The organism is Carnobacterium iners (assembly GCF_900177385.1).
Taxonomy (GTDB): Bacteria; Bacillota; Bacilli; order Lactobacillales; family Carnobacteriaceae; genus Carnobacterium_A; species Carnobacterium_A iners.
Window position 1 is genome coordinate 824,985 of sequence record NZ_FXBJ01000002.1, and the last position, 24,432, is coordinate 849,416.

The 24,432-nt window shown below is 32.1% G+C and carries 19 protein-coding genes; 16 read left to right on the forward strand and 3 right to left on the reverse strand.

Annotation, left to right across the window (positions count from 1 at the left end):
- Positions 1–3 precede the first annotated feature (3 nt).
- From nrdE to B9Y54_RS04240, 7 genes are all read left to right on the forward strand, one after another.
- Positions 4–2,202, forward strand: a complete 2,199-nt coding sequence (nrdE, locus tag B9Y54_RS04210; protein ID WP_085559103.1) for a class 1b ribonucleoside-diphosphate reductase subunit alpha — start codon at positions 4–6, stop codon at positions 2,200–2,202.
- Positions 2,203–2,215: 13 nt separating this feature from the next.
- Complete coding sequence (locus B9Y54_RS04215) at positions 2,216–3,178, forward strand: ribonucleotide-diphosphate reductase subunit beta (RefSeq protein ID WP_085559104.1); 963 nt, start codon at positions 2,216–2,218, stop codon at positions 3,176–3,178.
- 65 nt (positions 3,179–3,243) lie between these two features.
- A complete protein-coding gene (gene nrdF, locus B9Y54_RS04220; RefSeq protein WP_085559105.1) occupies positions 3,244–4,200 on the forward strand; it encodes a class 1b ribonucleoside-diphosphate reductase subunit beta in 957 nt (318 codons plus the stop codon).
- Positions 4,201–5,174: 974 nt separating this feature from the next.
- A complete protein-coding gene (gene glyA / locus B9Y54_RS04225) occupies positions 5,175–6,407 on the forward strand; it encodes a serine hydroxymethyltransferase (protein WP_085559106.1) in 1,233 nt (410 codons plus the stop codon).
- A gap of 179 nt (positions 6,408–6,586) precedes the next feature.
- Entirely contained in the window at positions 6,587–7,219 is a 633-nt protein-coding gene (gene nth / locus B9Y54_RS04230; RefSeq protein ID WP_200805354.1) for an endonuclease III, read from the forward strand.
- Positions 7,220–7,608: 389 nt separating this feature from the next.
- Positions 7,609–8,217, forward strand: coding sequence for a hypothetical protein (locus B9Y54_RS04235; RefSeq protein WP_085559107.1), 609 nt, complete (start codon positions 7,609–7,611; stop codon positions 8,215–8,217).
- 10 nt (positions 8,218–8,227) lie between these two features.
- Positions 8,228–9,703 (forward strand): flotillin family protein, encoded by a 1,476-nt coding sequence (locus tag B9Y54_RS04240; RefSeq protein ID WP_085559108.1) that lies wholly within the window; start codon positions 8,228–8,230, stop codon positions 9,701–9,703.
- 1,469 nt (positions 9,704–11,172) lie between these two features.
- Here the strand turns inward: B9Y54_RS04240 and pgmB are convergent.
- Positions 11,173–11,835, reverse strand: a complete 663-nt coding sequence (gene pgmB / locus B9Y54_RS04245) for a beta-phosphoglucomutase (RefSeq protein WP_085559109.1) — start codon at positions 11,833–11,835, stop codon at positions 11,173–11,175.
- Between the two features lie 156 nt (positions 11,836–11,991).
- Here pgmB and B9Y54_RS04250 point away from each other — a divergent pair, with 156 nt between their 5' ends.
- The 7 genes from B9Y54_RS04250 to B9Y54_RS04280 all read left to right on the forward strand — a co-directional run bounded on the left by B9Y54_RS04250 (position 11,992) and on the right by B9Y54_RS04280 (position 19,475).
- Positions 11,992–12,423: an RDD family protein gene (locus B9Y54_RS04250; RefSeq protein ID WP_090005055.1), complete on the forward strand. Its 432-nt coding sequence runs from the start codon at positions 11,992–11,994 to the stop codon at positions 12,421–12,423.
- A complete protein-coding gene (locus B9Y54_RS04255; RefSeq protein WP_085559110.1) occupies positions 12,404–12,697 on the forward strand; it encodes a hypothetical protein in 294 nt (97 codons plus the stop codon). Before B9Y54_RS04250 ends, B9Y54_RS04255 begins: the two co-directional genes overlap by 20 nt.
- Positions 12,698–12,734: 37 nt before the next feature.
- Entirely contained in the window at positions 12,735–15,068 is a 2,334-nt protein-coding gene (locus tag B9Y54_RS04260; protein ID WP_085559111.1) for a glycoside hydrolase family 65 protein, read from the forward strand.
- 11 nt (positions 15,069–15,079) lie between these two features.
- A complete protein-coding gene (locus B9Y54_RS04265) occupies positions 15,080–16,360 on the forward strand; it encodes a sugar ABC transporter substrate-binding protein (RefSeq protein WP_085559112.1) in 1,281 nt (426 codons plus the stop codon).
- Between the two features lie 74 nt (positions 16,361–16,434).
- Positions 16,435–17,340 (forward strand): carbohydrate ABC transporter permease, encoded by a 906-nt coding sequence (locus tag B9Y54_RS04270; RefSeq protein WP_085559113.1) that lies wholly within the window; start codon positions 16,435–16,437, stop codon positions 17,338–17,340.
- Positions 17,341–17,349: 9 nt separating this feature from the next.
- A complete protein-coding gene (locus B9Y54_RS04275) occupies positions 17,350–18,186 on the forward strand; it encodes a carbohydrate ABC transporter permease (protein ID WP_085559114.1) in 837 nt (278 codons plus the stop codon).
- 266 nt (positions 18,187–18,452) lie between these two features.
- Entirely contained in the window at positions 18,453–19,475 is a 1,023-nt protein-coding gene (locus tag B9Y54_RS04280) for a LacI family DNA-binding transcriptional regulator (RefSeq protein WP_085559115.1), read from the forward strand.
- A gap of 116 nt (positions 19,476–19,591) precedes the next feature.
- Here the strand turns inward: B9Y54_RS04280 and B9Y54_RS12925 are convergent, their stop codons facing one another.
- Positions 19,592–19,726 carry a hypothetical protein gene (locus B9Y54_RS12925; RefSeq protein WP_268761823.1) on the reverse strand — a complete coding sequence of 45 codons (135 nt, stop codon included), beginning with the start codon at positions 19,724–19,726 and terminating at the stop codon, positions 19,592–19,594.
- Between the two features lie 226 nt (positions 19,727–19,952).
- On the opposite strand from B9Y54_RS12925, the gene gtfA reads away from it, so the two are divergent.
- Positions 19,953–21,398 (forward strand): sucrose phosphorylase, encoded by a 1,446-nt coding sequence (gtfA, locus tag B9Y54_RS04285; protein ID WP_085559116.1) that lies wholly within the window; start codon positions 19,953–19,955, stop codon positions 21,396–21,398.
- Positions 21,399–22,173: 775 nt separating this feature from the next.
- On the opposite strand, the gene B9Y54_RS04290 is transcribed toward gtfA, so the two are convergent.
- Positions 22,174–22,929, reverse strand: coding sequence for a MurR/RpiR family transcriptional regulator (locus tag B9Y54_RS04290; protein ID WP_085559117.1), 756 nt, complete (start codon positions 22,927–22,929; stop codon positions 22,174–22,176).
- A 175-nt stretch (positions 22,930–23,104) separates the two neighbouring features.
- Here B9Y54_RS04290 and B9Y54_RS04295 point away from each other — a divergent pair, with 175 nt between their 5' ends.
- Positions 23,105–24,427, forward strand: a complete 1,323-nt coding sequence (locus B9Y54_RS04295; protein ID WP_085559118.1) for a 6-phospho-beta-glucosidase — start codon at positions 23,105–23,107, stop codon at positions 24,425–24,427.
- Positions 24,428–24,432 lie beyond the last annotated feature (5 nt).

Sequence of the window (24,432 nt, forward strand, 5' to 3'; positions counted from 1 at the left end):
ACGTTGTTAAATCAAAAAAAACTTATCAAGAGTCCAGAAACATACTTTTATTTAAATAATCTGGTTAATATTCCTGTCAACGGAGAAATCCCTTTGCATAGAGACCAAGAGGCGTTAAAAGCTTATTTTGAAGAAGAAATTATTCCGAATACTTTACTATTTGACTCACTAGAAGAAAAGTTAACATTTATGATTGAAAACAATTATATTGATGTAGCCATTTTAAATCTTTATACGCAAGCTAAAAACAATGAATACGATAATGCATTTATTAAATCTTTATTTAAGAAAATATATGCAGCAAACTTTAAATTTAAAAGCTTTATGGGTGCTTATAAATTTTATTCGCAATATGCATTGAAAACAAATGACAATTTAAAGTACTTAGAGAGATTTGAAGACCGTGTTGCTTTCAATGCTTTATATCTAGGTAATGGAGATAAACAATTAGCCATGCAGCTGGCTGAAGAACTTATTTCACAACGTTACCAGCCAGCTACACCTACTTTTCTAAATGCAGGGAAGAAGAAGAGGGGAGAAATGATTTCTTGTTTCTTGATTGATATTGGTGATTCCATGCTTTCAATTGGACGAGGAGTAAACTCAGCTTTACAGCTTTCTAGAATTGGTGGTGGAGTTGGAGTGAATTTATCCAATATTCGCTCAGCTGGAGATCCGATTAAAGGGATATTAAATGCTTCTTCTGGAGTTCTACCAGTAATGAAATTATTAGAAGACTCCTTTAGTTACAGCAATCAACTTGGCCAACGAAATGGTGCGGGTGTCGTTTATTTAAATGTTTTCCACCCAGATATTTTAGGGTTTCTATCCACCAAGAAAGAAAACGCAGATGAAAAAATACGTGTTAAAACGCTCTCTTTAGGCTTAGTAGTCCCTGATAAATATTATGAATTAATTAAAACAAATAAACCAATGTATCTATTTAGTCCTTATAGTGTTGAGAAAGAATATGGAGTTCCCTTTTCGTATGTAGATTTAACTGCTGAGTATGATAATATGGTCGCCAATTCAGCTATTAAGAAAACTCAGGTTAATGCTAGAGAGTTAGAACAAGAGATTTCACGTTTGCAGCAAGAATCGGGTTATCCTTATATTTTAAATATTGATACAGCTAATAAGACAAATCCTGTTGATGGAAAAATTATTATGAGTAATTTGTGTTCGGAAATTCTCCAACCACAAGAACCTTCAAAGCTAAATAATGACCTATCTTATGAACAAACGGGTACGGATATTAGCTGCAACTTAGGCTCGAGCAATATAATGAATATGATGAAATCTCCCGATTTCGCTAAATCAGTTAATCTGGCTGTTCGTGCTTTAACAACAGTCACAGATTTGAGTGATGTTCTAGAAGTACCAACGGTTAGCAAAGGAAATTCTTTTTATCATACAATTGGATTAGGTGCTATGGGACTCCATACGGCTTTATCTTTATATGAGATTGAATACGGTTCAAAAGAATCATTTGAATTCACAGAGGCTTATTTCATAGCGTTGAATTACCATAGCTTAGTAGCAAGCAATGAAATTGCAAAAGAGCGTGAAGAAGTCTTTTTTAAATTCGAAAAATCTAATTACGCAGATGGATCATATTTTGAGACTTACTTAAAAAGCGAATTTGTTATAAAGAATGAAAAAGTAAAAGAAATTTTTTCTGCTATCCAGTTGCCTACAGTTGCAGATTGGGAAAACCTGAAAGATGCTGTCATAGAGTATGGTTTGTATCATCGTAACCGTTTAGCCGTTGCACCTAATGGTTCAATTTCGTATATAAATGAAACGAGTGCGTCTTTACATCCAATCACTCAGCTAATTGAAAATCGTCAAGAAAAAACTGTTGGTTCAATTTTTTATCCTGCACCTTTTTTATCAAATAAAACACTTAAATACTATAACTCGGCATATGACTATGATCAACGTAAAATTATTGATGTTTATGCTGTTGCCCAAAAACATATCGACCAAGGAATGAGCTTGACGTTGTTTATGCGTTCAAAACTTCCTGAAGGGTTATATGAATGGAAAGCAGGAGCCTCGCCAAAACTAACTACCAGAGACTTGAACCGTCTAAGAAACTATGCTTGGACCAAAGGAATAAAGTCACTTTACTATATCAGGACGTATACTGAAGATGATGAATTTATAATGGCAAATACTTGTGAATCATGCATGATTTAATAGGAGGGAAATAATGTCTTATTTACACTACAAGGCGATTAACTGGAATGAGATCGAAGATAATTTAGATCATTTAACTTGGGAGAAATTAACCTCACTATTTTGGCTAGATACAAGAATTCCTGTTTCGAATGATAAAAAAAATTGGGATAATCTATCAGAAACTGAAAAAGATGTATTTAAGAAAGCTTTAATTGGATTAGCTTCTATTGCTACTTTCCAATCTGAAAAAGGTTATCTGGTAATAAAAGAAGGTCAGCATACTCAACAAGAAACTGCGATTTACAATAACATTCAATTTATTGAATCGGTTCATGCGAAAGCTTATAACACTATTCTTATTGAATTTGAAAAGTCAAAAGAAGTAGAGATGATTTTAAATTGGGCTGAAGAGAATTCAGAAATTCAATACAAATTGGATCGCATTCTTGAAATTTATAAAACAGGCAGTACACTTCAAAAGAGAGCAGCGAATTTAATTTTAGAAGGGATTTTAACATGTAGCGGTTCCTTTACTCCGTTGATGTACTGGACACAGAGTGAGTTCTTAAATGTCTCTGAAATCATAAAATTAGTCCTTATGAATGAATCGTTGCATTGTTTTTACATCAGTCACAAGTTTCGTTTAGGTTACTCTGAATTACCACAGCAAGAAAAAATAGAGTTAAGAGAGTGGGTTTTAGATTTAATTACCGACCTAGTAAACAATGAATTAAGTTATGTAGAAAAAATTTACAATGGAACTGGCTGGCTAGAAGAAGTTAAAGCCTTTGTTCAGCAGCAGGCTAATAAAGTTCTTACAAGTTTAGATTTTAACCCTCTTTACCCAGAAGTAGTGGAAAGTAATACCTATATCGATTCAATAAATAATATTCTAGAGAAAGTGACTCATCATGATGAAATCACTTATCAATCTAGTGTGAGCTTAAAAGTAGATAGAGAGGATGTAATGAGTGAAGAAGATTATAACTTTTAAGTGTAAATGAATTCAGACTAAAATAATGAAAAAGGTAGAGTTCTATTTTTAAGGAGGAAAATACCATGAGCTTAAAACATAAAGTTATAAACTGGGATAAAATTGAAGACGAGTTAGATGATTATGTTTGGGATAAAGCAACTTCTCAATTCTGGTTAGATACTCGTGTACCTATTTCAAATGACCTTGCTGACTGGCGAGATCTTTCAGCTGTCGAACAAGAGATTATTAAAAAGGTCGTGGGAGGATTAGCCCTGTTGGACACTTTGCAGTCTGAAGAGGGGGTCAATGCTATGCGAGAGGATGTTCGTACTCATAAAGAAGCGGCTATTATGAATAATTTTTTATTTATGGAAACCATTCATGCTAAAAGTTACGGAACAATCTTAACTTCTTTGAATAGCATTAAAAGTATTAATGAGATTTATGATTGGATGAATAACGATGAACGGATGCAGTACAAAGTAAAAAGGATTAACGATATCTATAAAACAGGCAATGCTTTGCAAAAGAAGATTGCTAGCATATTCTTAGAAGGTGTTTTGTATTACAGTAATTTTTTTGCTCCTTTATGGTACCGTGGCAGCAATAAATTGTCTAACTTAGCTGAACTAATTAAGTTAATTATTCGTGATGAATCAGTGCATGGCACTTATTTAGGGTACAAGTTTCGATTAACCTACAATGAATTACCTGAAGAAGATCAGGAAGAATTAAATAGTTGGATGTACGAATTGTTAGAAGATCTGATGGAAAATGAATTAGCTTATACTGAAGAAATATACAGCCCAATAGGCATGGTTGATGATGTTAAAACGTTCGTTCGATACAATGCCAATAAATCTTTACAAAATATGGGTTTTCTAGCGTATTATGAAAATGCTGACTTGGATGATGTTAATCCTATTGTTATGAATGGGATTTCCATTGAAACAGCTAACCATGATTTCTTTTCACAAGTTGGAGCAGGATATCTGATGGGGAATGCTGAAACGATGCTGGATGAAGACTATGACTTTTAAAATTAATAATTAAATGTCCTTTTTAAAAAATCTATAAAATAAAAAGCTATTAATAAACTTTTATTAGTAGCTTTTTTAGTACTAAAAATGATTGTTATTATATTTATAAAGAGGCAATTGTTTTGTGAAGGTTCTAATAACTTGATGTCCCCATAAACAACCTCTTTTATAAGCTTTTCTTTCTCTGTAGTATCAATTAAATAAATTAAAAAATGTAATAATCTATTTTCTCGCGGTTTCAGTTACTGCCCAATCCGTTTGCTGTTTAGAATTTTCCAACCATTAGGTGATAGCACCTAATAATTTAACAGAAATACTTGGATAATTTAAGACAAGCTCACGGAAATCCTCATGTTTACTTACACAAATAGAATAAGCTATTTAGGCTTTAGTAAAAATTTCATAAAGATCTTTCTCGAATAAAGCTCATTCTCCGGAATGATAAATCATTTCTTCTTATAAGGATTGTTTGTGATAGATTAAGGCATGAATTTTTTTAATTTGATAAGTTGCTAAGGATTAAAATACAGGAATAGTATATATAATTCTATTTTCCCTTTGCATTCGCAATCATAATTTTGCATTGATTGTTTTTTAAATCTAGCACACTCCTCTGTAATACGTTATCTGATTAGTTAATTTCATCAGTTTTCTATTTTGAAGGACAGGTTATATTGTTTTAAAAGATAGCATTTTTAATGGTGTGTCTGTCTATCATTTTGAGATAGACCTAAGCCTCTTTTAAAAGCTAGACAAGGTTTAAATTGTAGTAATAGATGAAACAATATATTTTTACTTGATTCAAATCAAGTAGATAAAAAAAATACTATATTACAATGAACCTACTAAGTACTTTAAGTCAAAAATGAATAAAGGTATTTTAGATAGCCATAAGTTTTATTAACTGAAGAAAAGACTATAGTTTCATCCAATTATTTGGTGAAATTATAATTATTGAAGGATGTGTATTGAAAATGGACTTTAGAGAATTTGATAAAGAGGTTTTTGACGCAATTGATTTGGAAAAAAATCGTCAAGAGCAAAATATTGAATTAATTGCATCAGAAAATTTTGTTTCAGAAGGAGTACTTGCTGCTCAAGGGAGTATTTTAACAAATAAATACGCCGAAGGATATCCTGGGAAAAGGTATTACGGTGGATGTGAGTACATCGATATTATTGAAAATTTAGCTATTGACCGTGCTAAAAAACTCTTTGGAGCTGAATATGCAAATGTACAACCTCATTCTGGTTCAGGAGCTAATATGGCTGTATTTAATGCCTTTTTAAAACCAGGAGATACTGTTTTAGGGATGGATTTGACACATGGAGGACATCTAACACATGGTTCACCAGTTAACTTTAGTGGCAGAACATATCATTTTATTGCTTATGGAGTAGATAAAAAAAACGAGCTAATTGATTACGATAATGTAAGAAGCCAAGCATTAAAACACAAGCCAAAATTAATTATTGCTGGTGGAACTGCTTATGCAAGAAAAATTGATTTCTCTTTATTCAGAGAAATTGCAGATGAAGTTGGAGCCTACTTAATGGTAGATATGTCACATATTGCAGGGCTAGTTGCTACTGGATTGCATCAAAGTCCAATTCCATATGCAGATGTTGTAACTTCGACAACTCATAAAACGTTAAGAGGACCACGTGGAGGATTAATTTTAGCTAAAGAACAATATAGCAAAGCAATTAATAGCGCTATTTTCCCGGGTATTCAAGGTGGGCCATTAGAGCATGTAATTGCTGGAAAAGCCGTTGCACTCAAAGAAGCTATGATGCCTGAATTTAAAGCATACGCTACCCAAATAATAAAAAATGCTAAAGCAATGGAAACTGTTTTTAATGCATCAACAGGTCACTTGATTAGTAAAGGTACGGATAACCATTTGCTTTTGTTAGACGTGACACAATTTGGCTTAAATGGAAAGGAAGCAGAAAAGTTATTAGACGAAGTAAGTATTACGGTAAATAAGAATACTATTCCATTCGAAACATTGAGTCCATTTAAAACAAGTGGTATCCGAATAGGAACACCAGCAATTACCACGCGCGGATTTAATGAAGGAGACTCAAAAAAAGTAGCAGAATTGCTTGTAGCAACCTTAGAAGCTAAAGATTATCCAGAAAAAAAATTAGCTATAAAACAAGAAGTACTAAAATTAACTCAAAAAAATCCATTGTATAAATAATAAAATTAGCAGATTAACATTAACTTCTATAAAAAATAGGAGACTAGGAGCTAGTCATATATGATATCCTTTATCGTATATGATTGGTTCCTTCTTTCTATTTATATCAAATACTGCTACTTTCGAATGAATAAGCTAGATAGTAAGAATAATAATTTTTAACTATAGGAGGAAAATATATGGAGATGACTGTAAATGAAGTATTGGATATCTTATCGTTTGAGTATCCAAATCCAAAATCAGAGTTAAATTATGATGATCTATTTAGCCTTTTAATTGCTGTGATTTTATCCGCTCAAGCGACAGATAAATCGATAAATAAAGTAACGCCTAATTTATTTAAAGTTTACCCAAATTTATATAGTTTAGCAAAAGCAGATATAAAAATTGTTATGGAAACTTTAAATAGTATTAGTTTATATAGAAATAAGTCCAATTTTATTATTGAAACATCAAAGAAAATAGTAAATGAATTTGATGGAAAGATTCCTCAGACACGAGAAAAACTAATGTCACTTCCTGGAGTAGGAAGAAAGACAGCAAATGTTGTATTAGCAGAAGGTTTTGGGATTCCAACTATTGCAGTAGATACACATATTATAAGGGTAGCTAAAAGACTAAAATGGGCAGGAGAAAATGATTCTGTATTAGATGTTGAAAAAAATTTAATGAATATTATTCCAAAAGAACGATGGATAATGGTTCATCACCAGTTATTACTTTTTGGCAGATATCAATCTAAAGCTAGGGATACTAGATGTATATATGAAGTTTTGAATAGCTTAAAAGAAAACAGAATAAAATATGAATAAAGAATTAAGCGTAAAGAATTAAAGCTTATTTCAGATTATTAAACTATATTATAGTCCTGAATAATTTATAGTTTTCAAAAATTTAGTATGGTTCGGACTTTACTCTTTTTTGCTTTTTTTATAAATAGTATCTTTTAATTGGAAATGATAACTATTGGAAACAATAATTATCTGTATTTATTAAACAAAAAATGTGAAGATGTATTCAAAAAAGGTACAGTTGCAATAGACAGCAACTGTATTACAGAAAACGACTACAAAGTGTATTATGTGAGTTAAGTATTCAAGAATGGAATCGTTTGCTCATCAAAAGAAATTGTCATACACGGCACTCAAATAATTGTAAGGATTCATTATAAATAACTTCACTGAAGGGAGGTGAAAATGAAGTGCTAACCGTTGTATTAGGGAGTCCGCTGTATTTGCAGTATGTTTTTGCCGGGTGTATAGTCTTAGTCATTTTAACATTGCCATTGAAAGATATTATCAGTATTGGTTTTTATGACATTAGTGATTTCTTTGTTACTGGTATGATTGCCTTTTTCATTACATATGGAATTCTAGTAGCTGGACGTAAAACAGTATCTACTCTACTGTTTATAGGTATCTTTTTTGTTATTATGATTGCGATTATGTTAATGAATATTCTCGTTATCTTACCATTTAAAGGACGTGCCGAAAATTCTAGTATTACCTCTATTTATCAATTAGAGGGTAAAGAGGGGAAGATATCCGTTCCAATTTCGCTTAATAAAACAGGCGAAGTTATTGTTTATACAGGGTTCACACGGGTTAATAAAATGGCTAGAATTTACGAAAATGATGACGGGATAACAGATATTCCAATAAACAAAAATGTCTTAGTAATGGACGTCAGAGACCGCGTACTATATGTGTTACCGTATGATAATAGTATTAAATCTATTGCTAAACGAGTACCGACATGGAATGAAAACAAAAAGAAACAAGTATTAAAAAATAGAGTAAGAAGAAAGTAGGAATAAACATATGGATTCAACCTTATTTGGAACAGTCGGCATTATCGCCATTGCCGTTATTTTATTAGTATTATTAGTTAGTCGTTACCGTACTGCTTCACCAGCCGAAGCGTTAATCATTTCTGGTACAGCTCTAGGAAATAAAAATGTTTTTATCGATCCTGAGACAAATAATAAGATGAAAATCGTTAGCGGAGGCGGAACGTTCGTTTGGCCCGTTATTCAAACGGTTAATAAACTGTCCCTTTTATCCTCTAAATTAGATGTTCGTACACCAGAAGTTTATACTAAAGAGGGTGTACCGGTCGCTGTTGATGGAACCGTTATTATCAAAATCGGATCAACTTCCGAAGATGTTGCAACGGCTGCAGAACAATATTTAGGCAAAACAACAGAGCAGTTAGAAGGCGAAGCTAAGGAAGTATTGGAGGGTCACTTGCGTTCTATTTTAGGTCGTATGACCGTTGAAGATATCTATAAAAATAGAGATGTCTTTAACAGCAATGTACAAGAAGAAGCTGCAAGCGATTTAGCTAAAATGGGATTAGTGATTGTATCGTTCACCGTAAAAGAAGTGACGGATAAAAATGGTTACTTAGAAGCATTAGGTCAAGGTCGTATTGCTGAAGTTAAGCGTGATGCTGATATTAAGACAGCTAACGCAGACAAAGAAACACGTATCCAACGTGCTTTAGCCGATCAAAAATCTCAAGAAGCTGAATTACAACGTGAAACAGAAACAGCGAATGCTAAAAAAGAGAAAAGTTTATTGTTATCTACGTATGAGAGAGAACAAAATATTGCTAAGGCCGAAGCTGAAAGTGCTTATGACTTGAGACGTGCTGAATTAAAGAAACGCGTTGTTGTTGAAGAAGGTAATGCATTAATTACAGAACGTGAAAAACAAATTGAACTACAAGAGAAAGAAACAATCAAGAAAGAGCGCGAATACGATGCAACTGTTCGTAAGAAAGCGGAAGCTGAACGTTACGCTGTTGAACAAAGTGCGATTGCTAGTAAAAATAAATCGATTGCTGAATCTGAAGCTAGAGCTAAAGAAATCGAATTAAATGGTCAAGCAGAAGCTGAAAGTATTCGTTTAATCGGTCAAGCTAACGCTGAAAGTAAAACAGCATGGGCAAAAGCTATGGAAGGTATCGGAAGTTCAGCCATTACGACTCTGCTAATTGAAGCTTACCCAGCTATTATCAAAGCATCTGCAGAACCACTAGGTAATATTGATAAAATTACAGTTGTTGATAGCGGAGACGGGAATGGCGCATCAGCCATTACTAAGACAGCAACAAATGTGTTAACTTCGACACAAGAAGCTCTTAAGGACGCAACGGGTTTAGACCTAATTGAATTAATTAATTCAATAGCTGGAACAAAGAATATTGGTCGTCAAATCAATAATTTAAACGATACACTTAGCCAGCCAGCAACTGAATCCGATACACCTATAATCGCAGAAGATTCAGAATAAATATCTTTACCAGTGCACGGTTAGGGGCCTTGAGGCAGTTCGATTCTGCCTCGTGTAGTTTAGATAAATTAAGGGACTACTAAATAATTTTCGTGAAAAGATTAATCTGTCAATTAATCCAGCAAGGAGAGAAAATCATAAAAATAAGCATGTCATGATTAATTAATGCCTATCTCTATACAGGTGAGTCTGTATGCGACTAAAGAATACACTCTCGTTTTATAACCGATTGCAAAGATATCCGTAAATCGGAATGGTATCTCAATGGATATACAGAACTAAAAAAGCTTATCTGATAAATAAAAAGATGTATCTATAGTGATATCTCTTAGACTGGGATATTCTTTTCTTAGTAGGATCAAGTAGCTTATATAAACAAGATTTTTTTACCTTAAACACTATAAAAATATCTTATATCGACAGAGTTCTGGATACACGATTATATCTTTTTCTATGTATTTAATTGTATAAGTAGATATTTCTAAATAACAATAATAAAGATATTTTTTTGTATCAGAATTAAATTACAGATTTTACGTATACATCCAGAGATAAGATTAAAATAATAATGTACAAGTGGATACTAGCTAGCTAAGAACTAAAAGAAATTATTTGGATTTTTCACAGTATAGCTGAAACGGTAGTTAGATGCTTTAGCACAGAGGATATCGTAAAGTATCCTTATTATAGATGAGCTAGGTTGCCTTGGAGATAATGGTGGCTTCGAGTTGCTAGTAGAAGACATAGCTAAATTATCGGACATTATAAACTAAAAGAATCTAGATTTATCGATTTACTTATTTAGCTACAGCATGGGATGATATACCGCTTAATACTATATCATGGAGTACAGGAATAAAATTGATAGCCTTATCTTATTTGGTTCAAACGAGGGACAAGGTTTAACTCTAAAAGTAGGAGAATAGATAGTAAAGATGGCAATGATAATCAAAGGTAGAAAGACTAAATCTAAATTCATAGACTCTTTAATTTTTGGTGATTTCAATAAAAAAGTTCTATTAAAAAAACAATTGGATATGAATGGTTAATAAGATATGCAGATGAACTAGGTAAGTATATCAAATATTCGTATTGTGGAACTTTATTCCCTATCAATTTTTAAGACGAGTTAATGGAAAACCTAAAGTGTATTGAAGATAAAAAGAATATTAAAAAATTACCAATATTTATTGTATCAAGAGCGCAAAATCTAGTGGATGATGTTGTTGAAGGGGTAAAAAGATGATAAGAGACATGAAAAATATGGAGTTGAAGATTTAGAGATGAAACTTTATAAAGTAGGCAAGTCTGAATCCCTAAATGAAACCTATAGAAATGAAGTAAAGAAGGATGTTATTGAGTAGTTTTAAAAGAAAATAGAGTAAAAAGGAACCTTGGTTTAACAAGGTTCTAAATAGGTTGTTTAATCATTTATCATTATTTAAGTAACGTCTTTTAGAATATTATTTTTATTTATTATTCCAAATTTCTAGTAGTTTATCAAATGTCAATAAGCATGTATTGTTTAAAATATAATCAGCATCTTTTAATATGTTTAAATCCCCTATTCCAACAGAGAGCATTTTAGAATCATTAATAGCCTGAATTCCTGAATAAGCGTCTTCTATGCCAATTGCATCTTTTGGATGAATATTTAGTTGTTGACAGGCTGTTTCAAATATTTCTGGCGCTGGTTTTCCTTTTTTTAATTTTGAAGGATCTACAATTGTATCAAAATAATCGTATAAGCCGAGATTTTGTAATATTTTAGGCGCATTTCGACTAGCGGATGCTAATCCAATTTTTACGTTATTAGAACGCAGATCATTCAATAACTGTTCAATACCTGGTAGAATGTTTTCAGGACTAACTTGATCGATTAAAGTGATATATAGATTATTCTTTTCTTCTTCAAAAGTAATAAGTTCCTCTTTTGAAAAACTATGTTTTAAGCCCCCATGGGACAAAATTCTACTTAGTGATTCAGTACGATCGACTCCCTTGAGATGTTCATTAAAATCTTCAGTAAGATAGACGCCTAATTTTTCAGCTAAAGATTGCCAAGCTTTAAAATGAAAATTAGCAGTATCGGTGATAACTCCATCTAAATCAAAAATAATAGTTTGAAACATGATGACTCCTCCTAAAACGTTTTAGTTATTTACGGTAATTATTATACAATAATAGAGATAATAAAGCAATACCCAAAAGAAAGCGTTTGCTTTATTTGTAAATACCTGTTATTATCCATTTATAAGGAAAAGGTTTTCGGAAGGTGGTGAGTTGCTATGAAAGGGAAGCTTGTACTTAGAATACTGGCAATTTTGATTGACGGGATGCTTATTTATCTCCCGAGCCATATGCTTTTAACTATTTTAGGTTTCGAAGGTTTTTTACTTAAAATTCTTCCGCAATTTTTATTTGTAGTATATAATACGGTTTCTCTTTCTTCTTTCGAAGGAAAGACAATAGGTAAGTACTTTTCCCGATTAACTGTTTATACAGAAGAACCAGGAATGATTCATGTAGGTTTGCGAGAAGCTTCTAAGCTACTTTATTTTCTTCCCAATATAGGAATTTTATTTTTATTCTTATCTGGCTTATCTCTGTTAATTTTTAAATTGACGCTTCATGATTTGATAAGTCAAAGTCAAGTATTACTTGATGTAGAGAGGGAAATAATGGAAAGGGAGGAACATATTGAAAAACAACTCTATTGATGAAGTTCTACAAAAAAGCTTCATAGCACAAATCGATACAGGAGAATTGCTTATACTTTTTATAATGGCTACAGGTTTAGGAATATTATTAGCTCGAATGTTTAAAAATCAATATAATCCTTCAACGCTGATAAGAAGCTATATGTTTTATGGTATAATTCATTGCTTAATTGGAATTGCCTTATTTAAAGCACCTATAACTATCGTTATTGGCACGTATTTATTAGGTGCAATATTTGCTGCATTTCGATCAAATTATTATTTTTATGAATAAAATAGCAAATAAAACTAAAACGTTTTAGGGGGAAGTTATGAGTACTGGAATGAAGTATTACAAGGATAATCCATGGTTGATTGGAGAAGATGTATTTAATATTGATTGGCTAGGTAAGGTAGAAGCAGCTATGTCTCTAGGAAATGGTTATCTAGGTTTACGATCTGTAACAGAAGAAAGCTATATCGGAGAACAAAGGGATACTTTTGTATCAGGAACATTTAATAAGGTGAGTGAAAATGAAGTTACTGAACTTCCTAACATTCCTGATTTAATTGGTATGGAATTTCGTTTGAATGGTAAACGATTAGATACAACTAAAGGGCTACTAACTGATTACCATCGTGATTTAAATATGAGAACCGGTGAACTAACTCGTTCTTTTATTTGGGAATATGGAGGTATTAAAGTTCAATGTAATTTTAAACGATTTGTCTCATTTTCACAAAAACATCTTATTGGTCAGCTCGTAGAAATCAAAAATCTAGGTCAACCTGTAGAAGTGGAATTTATTTCAGGAATAAATGGTCAAGTTACAAATAGCGGCGCACAACATTTTACTGAAGGAGACAAGGTGTTAACAGAAGGCAAATATATGCAAATGATGCCGTATACTACACAATCAGATATTTTCTTAGTACTATCTACTACTCATAAAATAAAAAAAGAAGAGGATATTTACCACGAATCTAAGAAACGTGTTGAAATGGGTAGACGAAAAATATACAACCGTTATTGGATAAATCTTGATGCGGGAGAAGAAGTAGAAATAGAAAAAATCTCATCAATATATACTGAAATAGATAAGGAGATAGAAGGGAAAACGATAGCTGAAGTAAAAAATATTGCATTGAAGGAATTAAAGAAAGCAGAAGTAACTGGTTATCAAAAGCTTTTTGAAAAATCTGCTAAGGATTGGGAAGATAATGTATGGTCGGTACTACCAATTACGATAAAATCAAAAAATTTCAAAGATCAATTAGCGATTAACTTTGCTAGATATCATCTTCATGCTATTGCTCCTGCCCATGATCAGCGAATGAATATTGCTGCAAAAGGACTATCCGGAGAGGGTTATAAAGGACATACTTTTTGGGATACAGAAATCTTTATGCTACCTTATTTCACATTTACTCATCCAGATATTGCAAAAAGTCTTGTAACTTATCGACACTTAGGGCTTGAAGGTGCTCATAAAAAAGCTGAAGAAAACGGATTTGAAGGTGCACAGTTTCCTTGGGAAGCAGCTTGGCCAGATGATGGTGAGACAACACCTGTGTGGGGGGCAGCCGATATTGTTACTGGAAAGCAGACTAAGATCTGGTCTGGGTTCATTGAACAACATATTACAAGTGATGTAGCATTTGGTATAAAACAATATATGGATGTAACTGGGGATCAAAAATTTGCACGTGAAAAAGGATTTGAAGTGATTTTAGATACGGCAAAATTCTGGGCTAGTAGACTAGAATGGCAAGAAGACAAAAAACGCTATGAAATATTAGAAGTTATTGGCCCGGATGAGTATAAAGAACATGTGGACAACAATGCCTATACTAACTACACAGCGTATTGGAACATTAACTTAGCTATAAAATTATATGAAAAACTCAAAGAAAATGAACAACATATTTTTTGGAATTTGGATAAAAAACTCAAACTGAGTCAAGTTTATGAACAATGGATAGATAAAGTTGACAAAATTTACTTGCCAAAGCCAACAGAAAAAGGAGTCATACCTCAAGACGATAGCTATTTATCAAAAAAGGTAATTGACTTAACTAAATACAAACAAAGTCCACAAGTAGGTACTTTATTTCATGATTATAATTTGGAACAAGTAAATGAAATGCAAGTAACTAAACAAGCTGATGTTTTACTTTTATTATTTTTATTTGAAGATCTCTTTTCAAAAGAAGAAAAATTAGTTAACTGGAATTACTATGAGCCTAAAACAGTACATGACTCATCACTATCATTATCTACTCATGCCATATTAGCTGCTGATCTTGACAAGTTAGATCTATCTTATGAACTATTTAATAAAGCGATGAATATTGATATGGGAGAAAATATGTTATCTTCAGACGATGGTATTCACGCAGCCTCATTAGGAGGGATCTGGCAGATGGTTGTATTTGGATATGGAGGAGTACGCTGTCTCGATGGTAAGCTTAGGATAGAGCCACATTTGCCAGAAGCTTGGAGTAACTTAACATTTGGTATTATTTGGAGAGGTAATCCTTTGATTATTGAGGTAAATAAAAAACAAGTTAGTGTAACAAATAATGGTTCGAGCCAAATTTCCTTTGAAGCATTTGGTTCAAAGTATTGTGTTTCTGTTGGTACCAAAAAAAATATAAATATATAGGAGGAATAAACATGAAAAAGTGGAAAAAAATTATTGGCATAGGAGTTACCTTGTCGGCAGCTCTTCTAATGACAGCTTGTGGTGGAAGTGGCGAGAATGAGACCGGTTCTGGAGACGAGAAATCAGATTTTACAGGAGACACATTGACGGTTGGTGTATGGGGAGGAAATGAAGCAGAAGAAGGTTCATTAGATAAAATGATTAGTTTATTTGAAGATGAAACGGGCTCAAAAATTGAAAAAAAAGTTTACACAGATTATAATACTCAGATTCAAGCAGATTTAGCCGGGAAAACTGCTCCTGATGTTTTCTACGTTGATTCATATATGTACCCTTGGTTTTCTCAAAACGAAACATTAGCAGATCTTAAAAATAGTGAATTCGAAAGCGATAAATTCTATGAAAGTTTAACAGATAGTTTTACAACTGATGGTAAATTACAAGCAATACCAAAAGATATGTCTACATTAGCACTATATTTAAATACTGAAATATTTGAGAAAGCTGGAGTATCATTGGATGAAATTCCAAGTTCATATGAAGAGTACGTGAAATGGTTACCAGAATTTCAAGAAAAAATTGATGCTGCTTATGGTGAAGGAAAAGTATTTGCTATGAGTTACAATCAAGATTTGGCTCGTAACTACCATCTAGCAGCCCGCGAAGATGGCATGCCTATAAATGAAGATGGAACAGCTAATTTGGAAAGTGAAAAAGTTGTTGAAAATTTAACAATATTAAAAGAATTAGTTGCTACTAAAGCTGTCGTGACTCCAGAAGAAATTGGGGCTGGTTGGAATGGGGAAGCTTTTGGTTCAGGAAAAATTGCAATTATGGATGAAGGTAATTGGGTATATCAAACGCTGAAAGATGAATTCCCAGATATACCTTTTACAGTTCAAAAAATGCCTACTTACAAAGACACTGAAGGTTCTATGATGTTCTCAGTAGGTTGGGGTAAATACGCAGGAACTGAGCAGTCAGAATTGGCCGACAAGTGGATTCAATACGCAACAGGTGTCGATGGTATGAAATTGTGGATTGAAGGTACAGGAACATTACCTAGTCGTCAAGATGTAGCAGCTAAAGCGAATATTACAGAAAATGCAGATTTAAAAGTTCATTTAGAAGCATGGGAATATGCTACTATCTGGCAAAATGGTACAACACTTGATACTATAAACAAAGCTTATCAAAATTTCGTAACTAGCGCTTTAGATGGTAGTGAAACATTCAAATCAGCGATGGAAAAAGCAGACGAACAAGCTAATGCCGATATTAATCCAGAATAAGAATTAGTAGTTTATAAAGATCGAGGTGAGTTATCTACTTACCTCTAATCTTTTTTACAGGAAGGTAGGAAATCATGGAAATTCAAAAAAACAAGAAAACTAAAACACAAATACAAGAAATTAAACAAGCATGGGTTTTTTTGGCACCGGCGATTATAATTGTTGGAATTTTTTTTATTTGGTCGGTTATCTTTGCGATTTATCTTTCATTTAATGATGTAAATCTATTCACAAACACTTATTCTTTTAAAGGATTTGATAATTATATCAGAATTTTTACTGATAAAAAGGCATTAATTGCTCTGAAGAATACAGCAACTTTTGCTTTTGTAGTAGTACCTTTACAAACTATTTTTGCATTAATTATCGCTTATATTTTGAGTAGTAAAGGAATTAAAGGGAAAAAACTATTTCGAATAATATATTTCTTACCAACACTAACATCTAGTTCTGCATTAACAATAATATTTATGTTTATTTTTAATATATATGGACCAGTTAACGAATTTTTCATGAGTATTGGACTATATGATACTCCTATAAATTTTTTACAAGAACCAGCATATGCTCTAAAAGTTATTATGGTAATGAATGTATGGTCAACTGTTCCGTACTATATGACTATATACTTAGCTTCTTTAGTTGATTTACCTTCTTCTTTGTACGAAGCTGCAGAAATCGATGGAGCAACTGCAATTGATAAATTGAAATATATTACAATACCATATTTGCGACCAATCACCACCTTTGTACTTTTGACTGGAATTATTGGTACATTTCAAATGTTTGACCAAGCTTATATTTTTTCTAATGGTTCTGGTGGGCCAAATAATTCCACTCTAACCCTTTCACTGATGATTTATCAGTATGCTTTTGGTCAAATGAATACAATGGGATACGCTGCATCTTTGGCAATTATTTTAGCAGTAATTATATTTATTGCTTCACGATTAGCTGAAAGAATAAATACTGAAAGGTAGTGGGAAAAGATGAAACAGAAACAAAAACCAAAAATTCTTAAAGGGATTTTGTATATAATTTTAGTAGGCTATGCATTAATGACATTTTATCCTTTTATTTGGGCAGTTGCAGCATCATTTAAATCTTATAGTGAAATCGTATCTGGAGATATGACATTAATTCCAAAAGAATTTACTTTAGGAAATTTTCAGTACGTATTAGGAAGATCTTCTCTATTTACGCGTTGGTTTATTAACTCCGTTATAATATCAGTTATTGGGACTGCTATTAACATATTATTGAACACAATGGCTGGCTATGCTTTAGCGCGATTAAATTTCCCGGGTCGTCAACGCATATACTATGGATTTCTAGCTCTAATGATGGTCCCCGCTCAAGTTTTATTGATTCCTAATTACTTAATTTTAATGAACTTAGGAATGTTAGACAGTTTTTCTGCTTTAATTTTACCAGCCGCAATTAATATAGGAAATATATTTATGATGAGACAATTTTTCTTATCTTTTCCAAAAGATATCGAAGAAGCAGCAGCGATTGACGGTCTAGGAAGGTTTCAAACTTTTTTTAGAATTGTTATGCCCTTAGCTAAGCCTTCTATTGCAACACAAGCAGTATTTGTTTTTATGGGATTTTGGAATGAATTTATGAAGCCTATGCTATATTTAACTACACCAAGTAAATATACGCTTACGCTTGGTTTACAAACTTTTCAGAGTAGAAATGGCGGAGTGCGTTGGGATCAAACAATGGCTGCCAGTATAATTACGATTATTCCGATTATTATTATCTATCTGATATTTAATAAGTATTTTTTACAAGGAGTACGTATGGATGGAGAAAAGTAAATCTTTTTTGCTAGATAGTATAAGATCTTAAATTTTAATCTAGAATAGCTTGAGGCGATATTTTCTATTGAAGGTGGATACGTTAATATCTTTTGAGAGCTAAAAAGTCAGTGCGAAGACCCAAAATAGTACGATTGATTAAGGTATAGTATACTATTAAAAACTATCACTTTGACGAGAAAGTTTTTATGATGTAAGTACCAAACCGAAGAAGTAATGTTTTGAAAAAATAGGAAGATATTTTATATAAAGAGGAGATGAAATAAGTGACTGCAACTATCAGAGATGTAGCTAGAACTGCTGGAGTATCAATATCAACTGTTTCTAAAGTATTCAATGAGTATACTGATATAAATAAAAAAACAAAAGAGCGGGTTTTAGAAGTTGCTAAACAACTAGATTATGCACCAAATATGGCAGCACGGACATTATCCTCTAAAACGCAAAAAACTATCGCACTAATTTTGAGTGAGTTAAATATTAATCGTAAGTCTACAATGCCTTTAGAAGTGTTAAGTGGAGTTTATAAATATACGGAACAAACAGATTTTGAATTCGTTTTTTACGGAACAAGTACTGAGAAACAGAAGGAGAAAACATTTCGCCAGTTTTGTAATGAACATAATATAGCTGGAGCAGTTGTCCAGGGTTTAAAAATGACAGATTCTTACTATCAAGAATTAAAAATAACAAATATACCTACTGTTTTAATCGATATTGATATGGGGAATCCATATGTAGGAACTGTTTCAATCGATAGCGAACAAGCAGCATTTGAGGCAATTGAATATTTAATTTCTCAGAAACATCGTAACATTGGTATTATTAATGGTAGTCGCGATGCAAAAGTCAGTATCTTGAGAGAAAATGGCTATCGCCGCGCATTAGTGGAGAATAATATCCAACTTAATGAAGCGCATATTCAATATGCAAATTTTGAAGAGGATATTGCTTTTTTGATTTCTCAAAACTTATTAAAAAACAATAAAAATATCACTGCTCTTTTTTGTACGAGTGACATCATGGCTATCGGTGCTATAAGAGGGATAAAGGAAATGGGATTAAATGTACCGGATGATATATCTATTATCGGTTTTGATGACATTATCCTATCCCAATACGTTACGCCAAGGCTTACAACAGTTGCACAGGATGCAGAAGTACTTGGTTTTGAATCTGCCAAGCTATTGTCAGAGATCATTAGTGGAAATACTGATTCACCAAAACTACGCATTATCCCTCACGAATTAAAATACCGTGATAGTGTAAAGGAAAATGAAACAAACTAACTATAATGTTGGTATTAATAAAAAAATAATTTAGCCTAAACGCTAATAGGTTTATGAAGTGTTTTTTTTAAAACTAGATAATATGCTATAACAAATACTAGTAAAATATACTATTTCTACGTATCAACTTTAAACGTCCAATAAACGTCCAATAAACGTCCAATAAACGTCCAATAAACGTCCAATAAACGTCCAATAAACGTCCAATAAACGTCCAATAAACGTCCAATAAACGTCCAATAAACGTCCAATAAACGTCCAATATTTTTTAGGTCTTAGCTGAGAAGATCTCTATTTATTTCGATTGTCATAAATACAGAATGTAACGAAAAAACATCGCTATTGCTTTCTTCTAATTAAATATTTAATAATTCTAAGTTTTTTACGTACGAAATTAATTCGCAAATCAAATACTTACAAGCTAATTTTATATGGTAAACCAAATATTATTTTAGCAGATTATAAAGGAGATTAATAATGAAAATAAAAAATAAAGTAATGCTAATCACATACGCAGACAGCTTAGGAAAGGATCTTAAAGAATTATCCATGGTATTAGATAAACATCTTAACGGAGTAATTGGAGGTATTCATTTCCTTCCTTTTTTTCCTTCTTCAGGGGATCGTGGATTTGCCCCGAGCGACTATACAATGGTTGATCCTTCTTTTGGAGGATGGAAAGAGATAGAAAAACTTGGGGAAACATACTTCCTGATGTTTGATTTTATGATTAATCATATTTCTAAGGAATCAATATTTTTTGAAGACTTCAAAAAAAACCATAATCAATCTAAATATAAAGATATGTTTATTCGTATTCATGAATTTTTTCCAGAAGGAAGACCTAATCAAGAAGATATTGATTTAATCTATAAACGAAAAGATAAAGCACCATTTCAAAAGATTACGTTTGCCGATGGATTATCGGAACAAGTTTGGAATACATTTGGTGAGGAGCAAATTGATTTAGACGTTACGAAAGAAGTAGTTAAACAATTCATTCGTGAGACCATTAAAGATATGGCTAGCCATGGCTGTTCACTAATTCGTTTAGATGCTTTTGCTTATGCAATCAAGAAATTAGATACCAATGATTTCTTTATAGAACCCGAAATTTGGAGTTTGCTAGATGAAGTCCGGAATGAAGCAGCGAAATACGAAATTGACTTACTTCCCGAAATTCATGAGCATTATTCTATTCAAATGAAGATATCTGATCATGACTATTACGTCTACGATTTTGCTCTACCAATGGTGACATTATATTCTCTATATAGCGGAAAATCAGAGCGCCTTGCAAACTGGCTAAAAATAAGTCCTATGAAACAATTTACAACACTAGATACCCACGATGGAATTGGAGTTGTAGATGCACGTGATTTGTTGACAGAAGAAGAATTAAACTACACATCTGAGGAGTTATATAAAGTTGGAGCTAATGTTAAGAAAAGTTATTCTAGTGCGAATTATAACAACTTAGATATCTATCAGATTAATAGTACTTACTATAGTGCTTTGGGAGATAATGATGAAAGTTATTTGATGGCAAGAGCGATTCAATGTTTTGCTCCAGGAATCCCACAAATTTATTATGTAGGTTTACTAGCAGGAAAAAATGATATTGAGCTGTTGGAAAAAACTAAAGAAGGCCGAAATATTAACAGACATTATTATACAATAGAAGAAATAGATAAACAGGTTCAAAGACCAGTCGTCAGTAAGTTATTCCGTTTGTTAGCTTTCAGAAATACCTCAGATGCATTTGATTTAGAAGGAAGTATTGAAATCGAAACACCTTCAGATTCAGAAATTATTATTTATAGAAAAAGTCGAGATAAAACTGTTGTAGCAGTATTTACAGCTGATTTAAAAACAAAAGAATTTTCTGTTTACGAGAATGATAACCAGATACTTTCTCAATAATACTTTCTGAGCGTAGTTGCTACTTTAACTATTAATACCTAAAATAAAGACCGTAAGGTAAATAAAAAGTCACTCATGAAATATGGAGTGACTTTTTATTTATCTTATAAATTAAGAGATAATACAATGAATTATAAGAAAATCACTATTATTTCTAATTTGTAAGTCTTTATAGTTAGTGGTGTGTAGTTCCAAAATAGATTTGATTGAAGCAACAGAACATTTTCCAAGATGATAATACAGAACTAATTAGATTTAACGAGGGTATATTATGATTAAGCTATAGTTCTATATGTTTAAAATTCAAGCTTGATGAAAGTCTTTTGATTTCAGACTCTTTAGGTGGGGAATCTAACTCCTACAATATTGCTCTGCAAGATAGTATACTAAATTGGTATGGCGATTAATTATACGAAACGAAATATTCGCTAAGCAGGTTATGCACCCAACTTTGAGGTGCTTATTACTTATCACGGTATTTCTATTGCGTAACAAGAAAAATCTAGTAGATTTTTCTTCAGTTGATACAAATAATGATGAAATCGTTGAAAAATAAAAAGATCTATAGACTAGACTTTTTTTAATAAATAGAGATTATTATAATGAAAAAAATAGAAATATCTTTATAGGCAGACCTTATCTAATTGCCAAGGGACAAAAAGATTTTTATTATATATATATAGTTTGAGAGTATTATTTTGTATATTACAAGGTTATCAAAAAAGTGTTAATAATTTTTCTAATACAAGCACCATAAATGATAAAAGTTATTATTTTAATTATTCATTATTTTACTGTGAGTCTTCCTAACTTCTTTGGCTAAATATTCGATAGTATATAATGCTGGAATTTGAGAGGTAATATCTGCGTGCTTGGTATATTCCTTAGAAATATAATATGGGATATTTACATCAGAAAGCTGAGCAATTGTAGACTTAGAACTATTTGTAATTGAGATAATAGAACTATTAGTAAAATTCAGATGATTTAAACAATTTATAATTTCGCTAGTTTCTCCAGAAACAGATAAAGCAATGATACAAATTTTTTCAGACAACTCTTTTGACAAGTAGTCAATTGGCAGGTTCATAGGATCTTCAATCCTTAAAGCGATATTAAAAATAGAAGAAAAATATAGAGAACCGTATGCAGCTATGATATTTGAAGAACCTAATCCTAAAAATAGAATCAATTCTTTATCCTGTAATAATTCAACAGCCTTTTTTATTCTCTCTTGATATAAAGGTTGGGTTGTTCTGTTAATGAAGTCAATCATAGCCATTTCATCTATTCCTTCAATAGGGACTTCTTTTTCACTTTTCAAATAGATATTTAATTTAATACGAAACTCTGAAAAACCTTCACATTCAAACTTTCTACAAAAACGTAAGACACTAGTAGGACTGGTGTGTGTATTATTAGCTAAATCGCGTATTCTCATGTATGTGACCTTTTCTAAATTTGCAGAGATATACCGATAAATGTCTCTATCAAGGGAAGTTAGTTCAGGAGTATAGTCTAAAAATAACAATTTATTCAGTCCTTTCATTTTTTTATAATCTATCAGTGGAACACCCTGTTACTTTAATGTAACAACTTCCAAAAGTCAAGATGACATCCTAAATAGCCAACAATTGAATTAACAATGATTTTTTGTAATATAATAAATATGTACAAATGAAAGCGTTACAATTCAGGGAGGTTATATTATGAAAGGGTTAAAAATCGTTACTATTGGTGGAGGATCTAGTTATACTCCGGAATTAATTGAAGGATTCATCAATCGCTATGATGAATTACCAATTGATGAGATTTGGTTAGTGGATATTGAAGAAGGACGTGGAAAATTAGAAATTATTGGGGAACTTTCTAAAAGGATGATTGAAAAAGCAAATGTTCCTATTAAAGTTTATCTAACTCTTGATAGAGAAGAAGCGTTGAAAGATGCTGACTTTGTTACCACTCAATTTCGCGTAGGTCAATTAGAAGCTAGAGCCAAAGACGAAAAAATACCTCTAAAATATAATACTATTGGACAAGAAACTAACGGTCCAGGAGGATTATTTAAAGGGCTAAGAACTGTTCCTGTTATTTTAGAAATTTGTTCTGATATAGAGCGACTTTGTCCTAATGCATGGCTAATTAACTTTACTAATCCTGCAGGGATGATTACAGAAGCGGTATTGAGATATAGTAATATAAAAAAAGTTGTAGGGTTATGCAATGGACCTATTGGGATTGAAAAGGGAATAGCTGAATTATTAAATGTTTCTCGAAGAAATATTTATGTTGAATTCACTGGGTTAAATCATATGTTATTCGCAAAAAATATATATTTGAATGGACAAAATGTAACTAAAGAAGTTATGGAAAAAATGATAGATCAAGAAGATTCTATAGGATTGAAGAATATTGAAGAAATTGGCTGGGAGCCTAGCTTTATAAAAAGACTTGGAATGGTACCCATTGGCTATTTAAGATATTATTATCAGACATCAAGGATGTTAGAAGAACAAAAGAAATCTTTTGAAAATGAGGGAACTCGAGCAGAGGTAGTAAAAAAAGTAGAAAAAGAATTATTTGAGCTATATAAAAACCCGAATTTAACTAACAAGCCTAAAGAATTAGAACAAAGAGGAGGGGCCTATTATAGTGAAGCAGCATGTAATTTGATAAATTCTATTTACAATGATAAAAGAGATATTCAAACAGTCAATACTCGAAATAATGGAGCTATTTTAGATGTTGATCCTGATTCAGCTGTAGAAGTAAATTGTGTCATAACAAACCATGGACCGATTCCTTTAACTACTGGAGAACTACCTATTGCGATTAAAGGTTTAGTACAACAAATCAAATCATTCGAAAGAACAGCTATTGAAGCTTCTGTGACAGGAAATTACGATACAGCTTTGCTTGCTATGACAATTAACCCACTAGTTTCAAGCGATAGGGACGCAAAAAAAATGTTGGATGATTTGTTAGAAGCTCATAAAGAGTTTTTACCACAGTTTAAATTGAAACAATAAAAAAG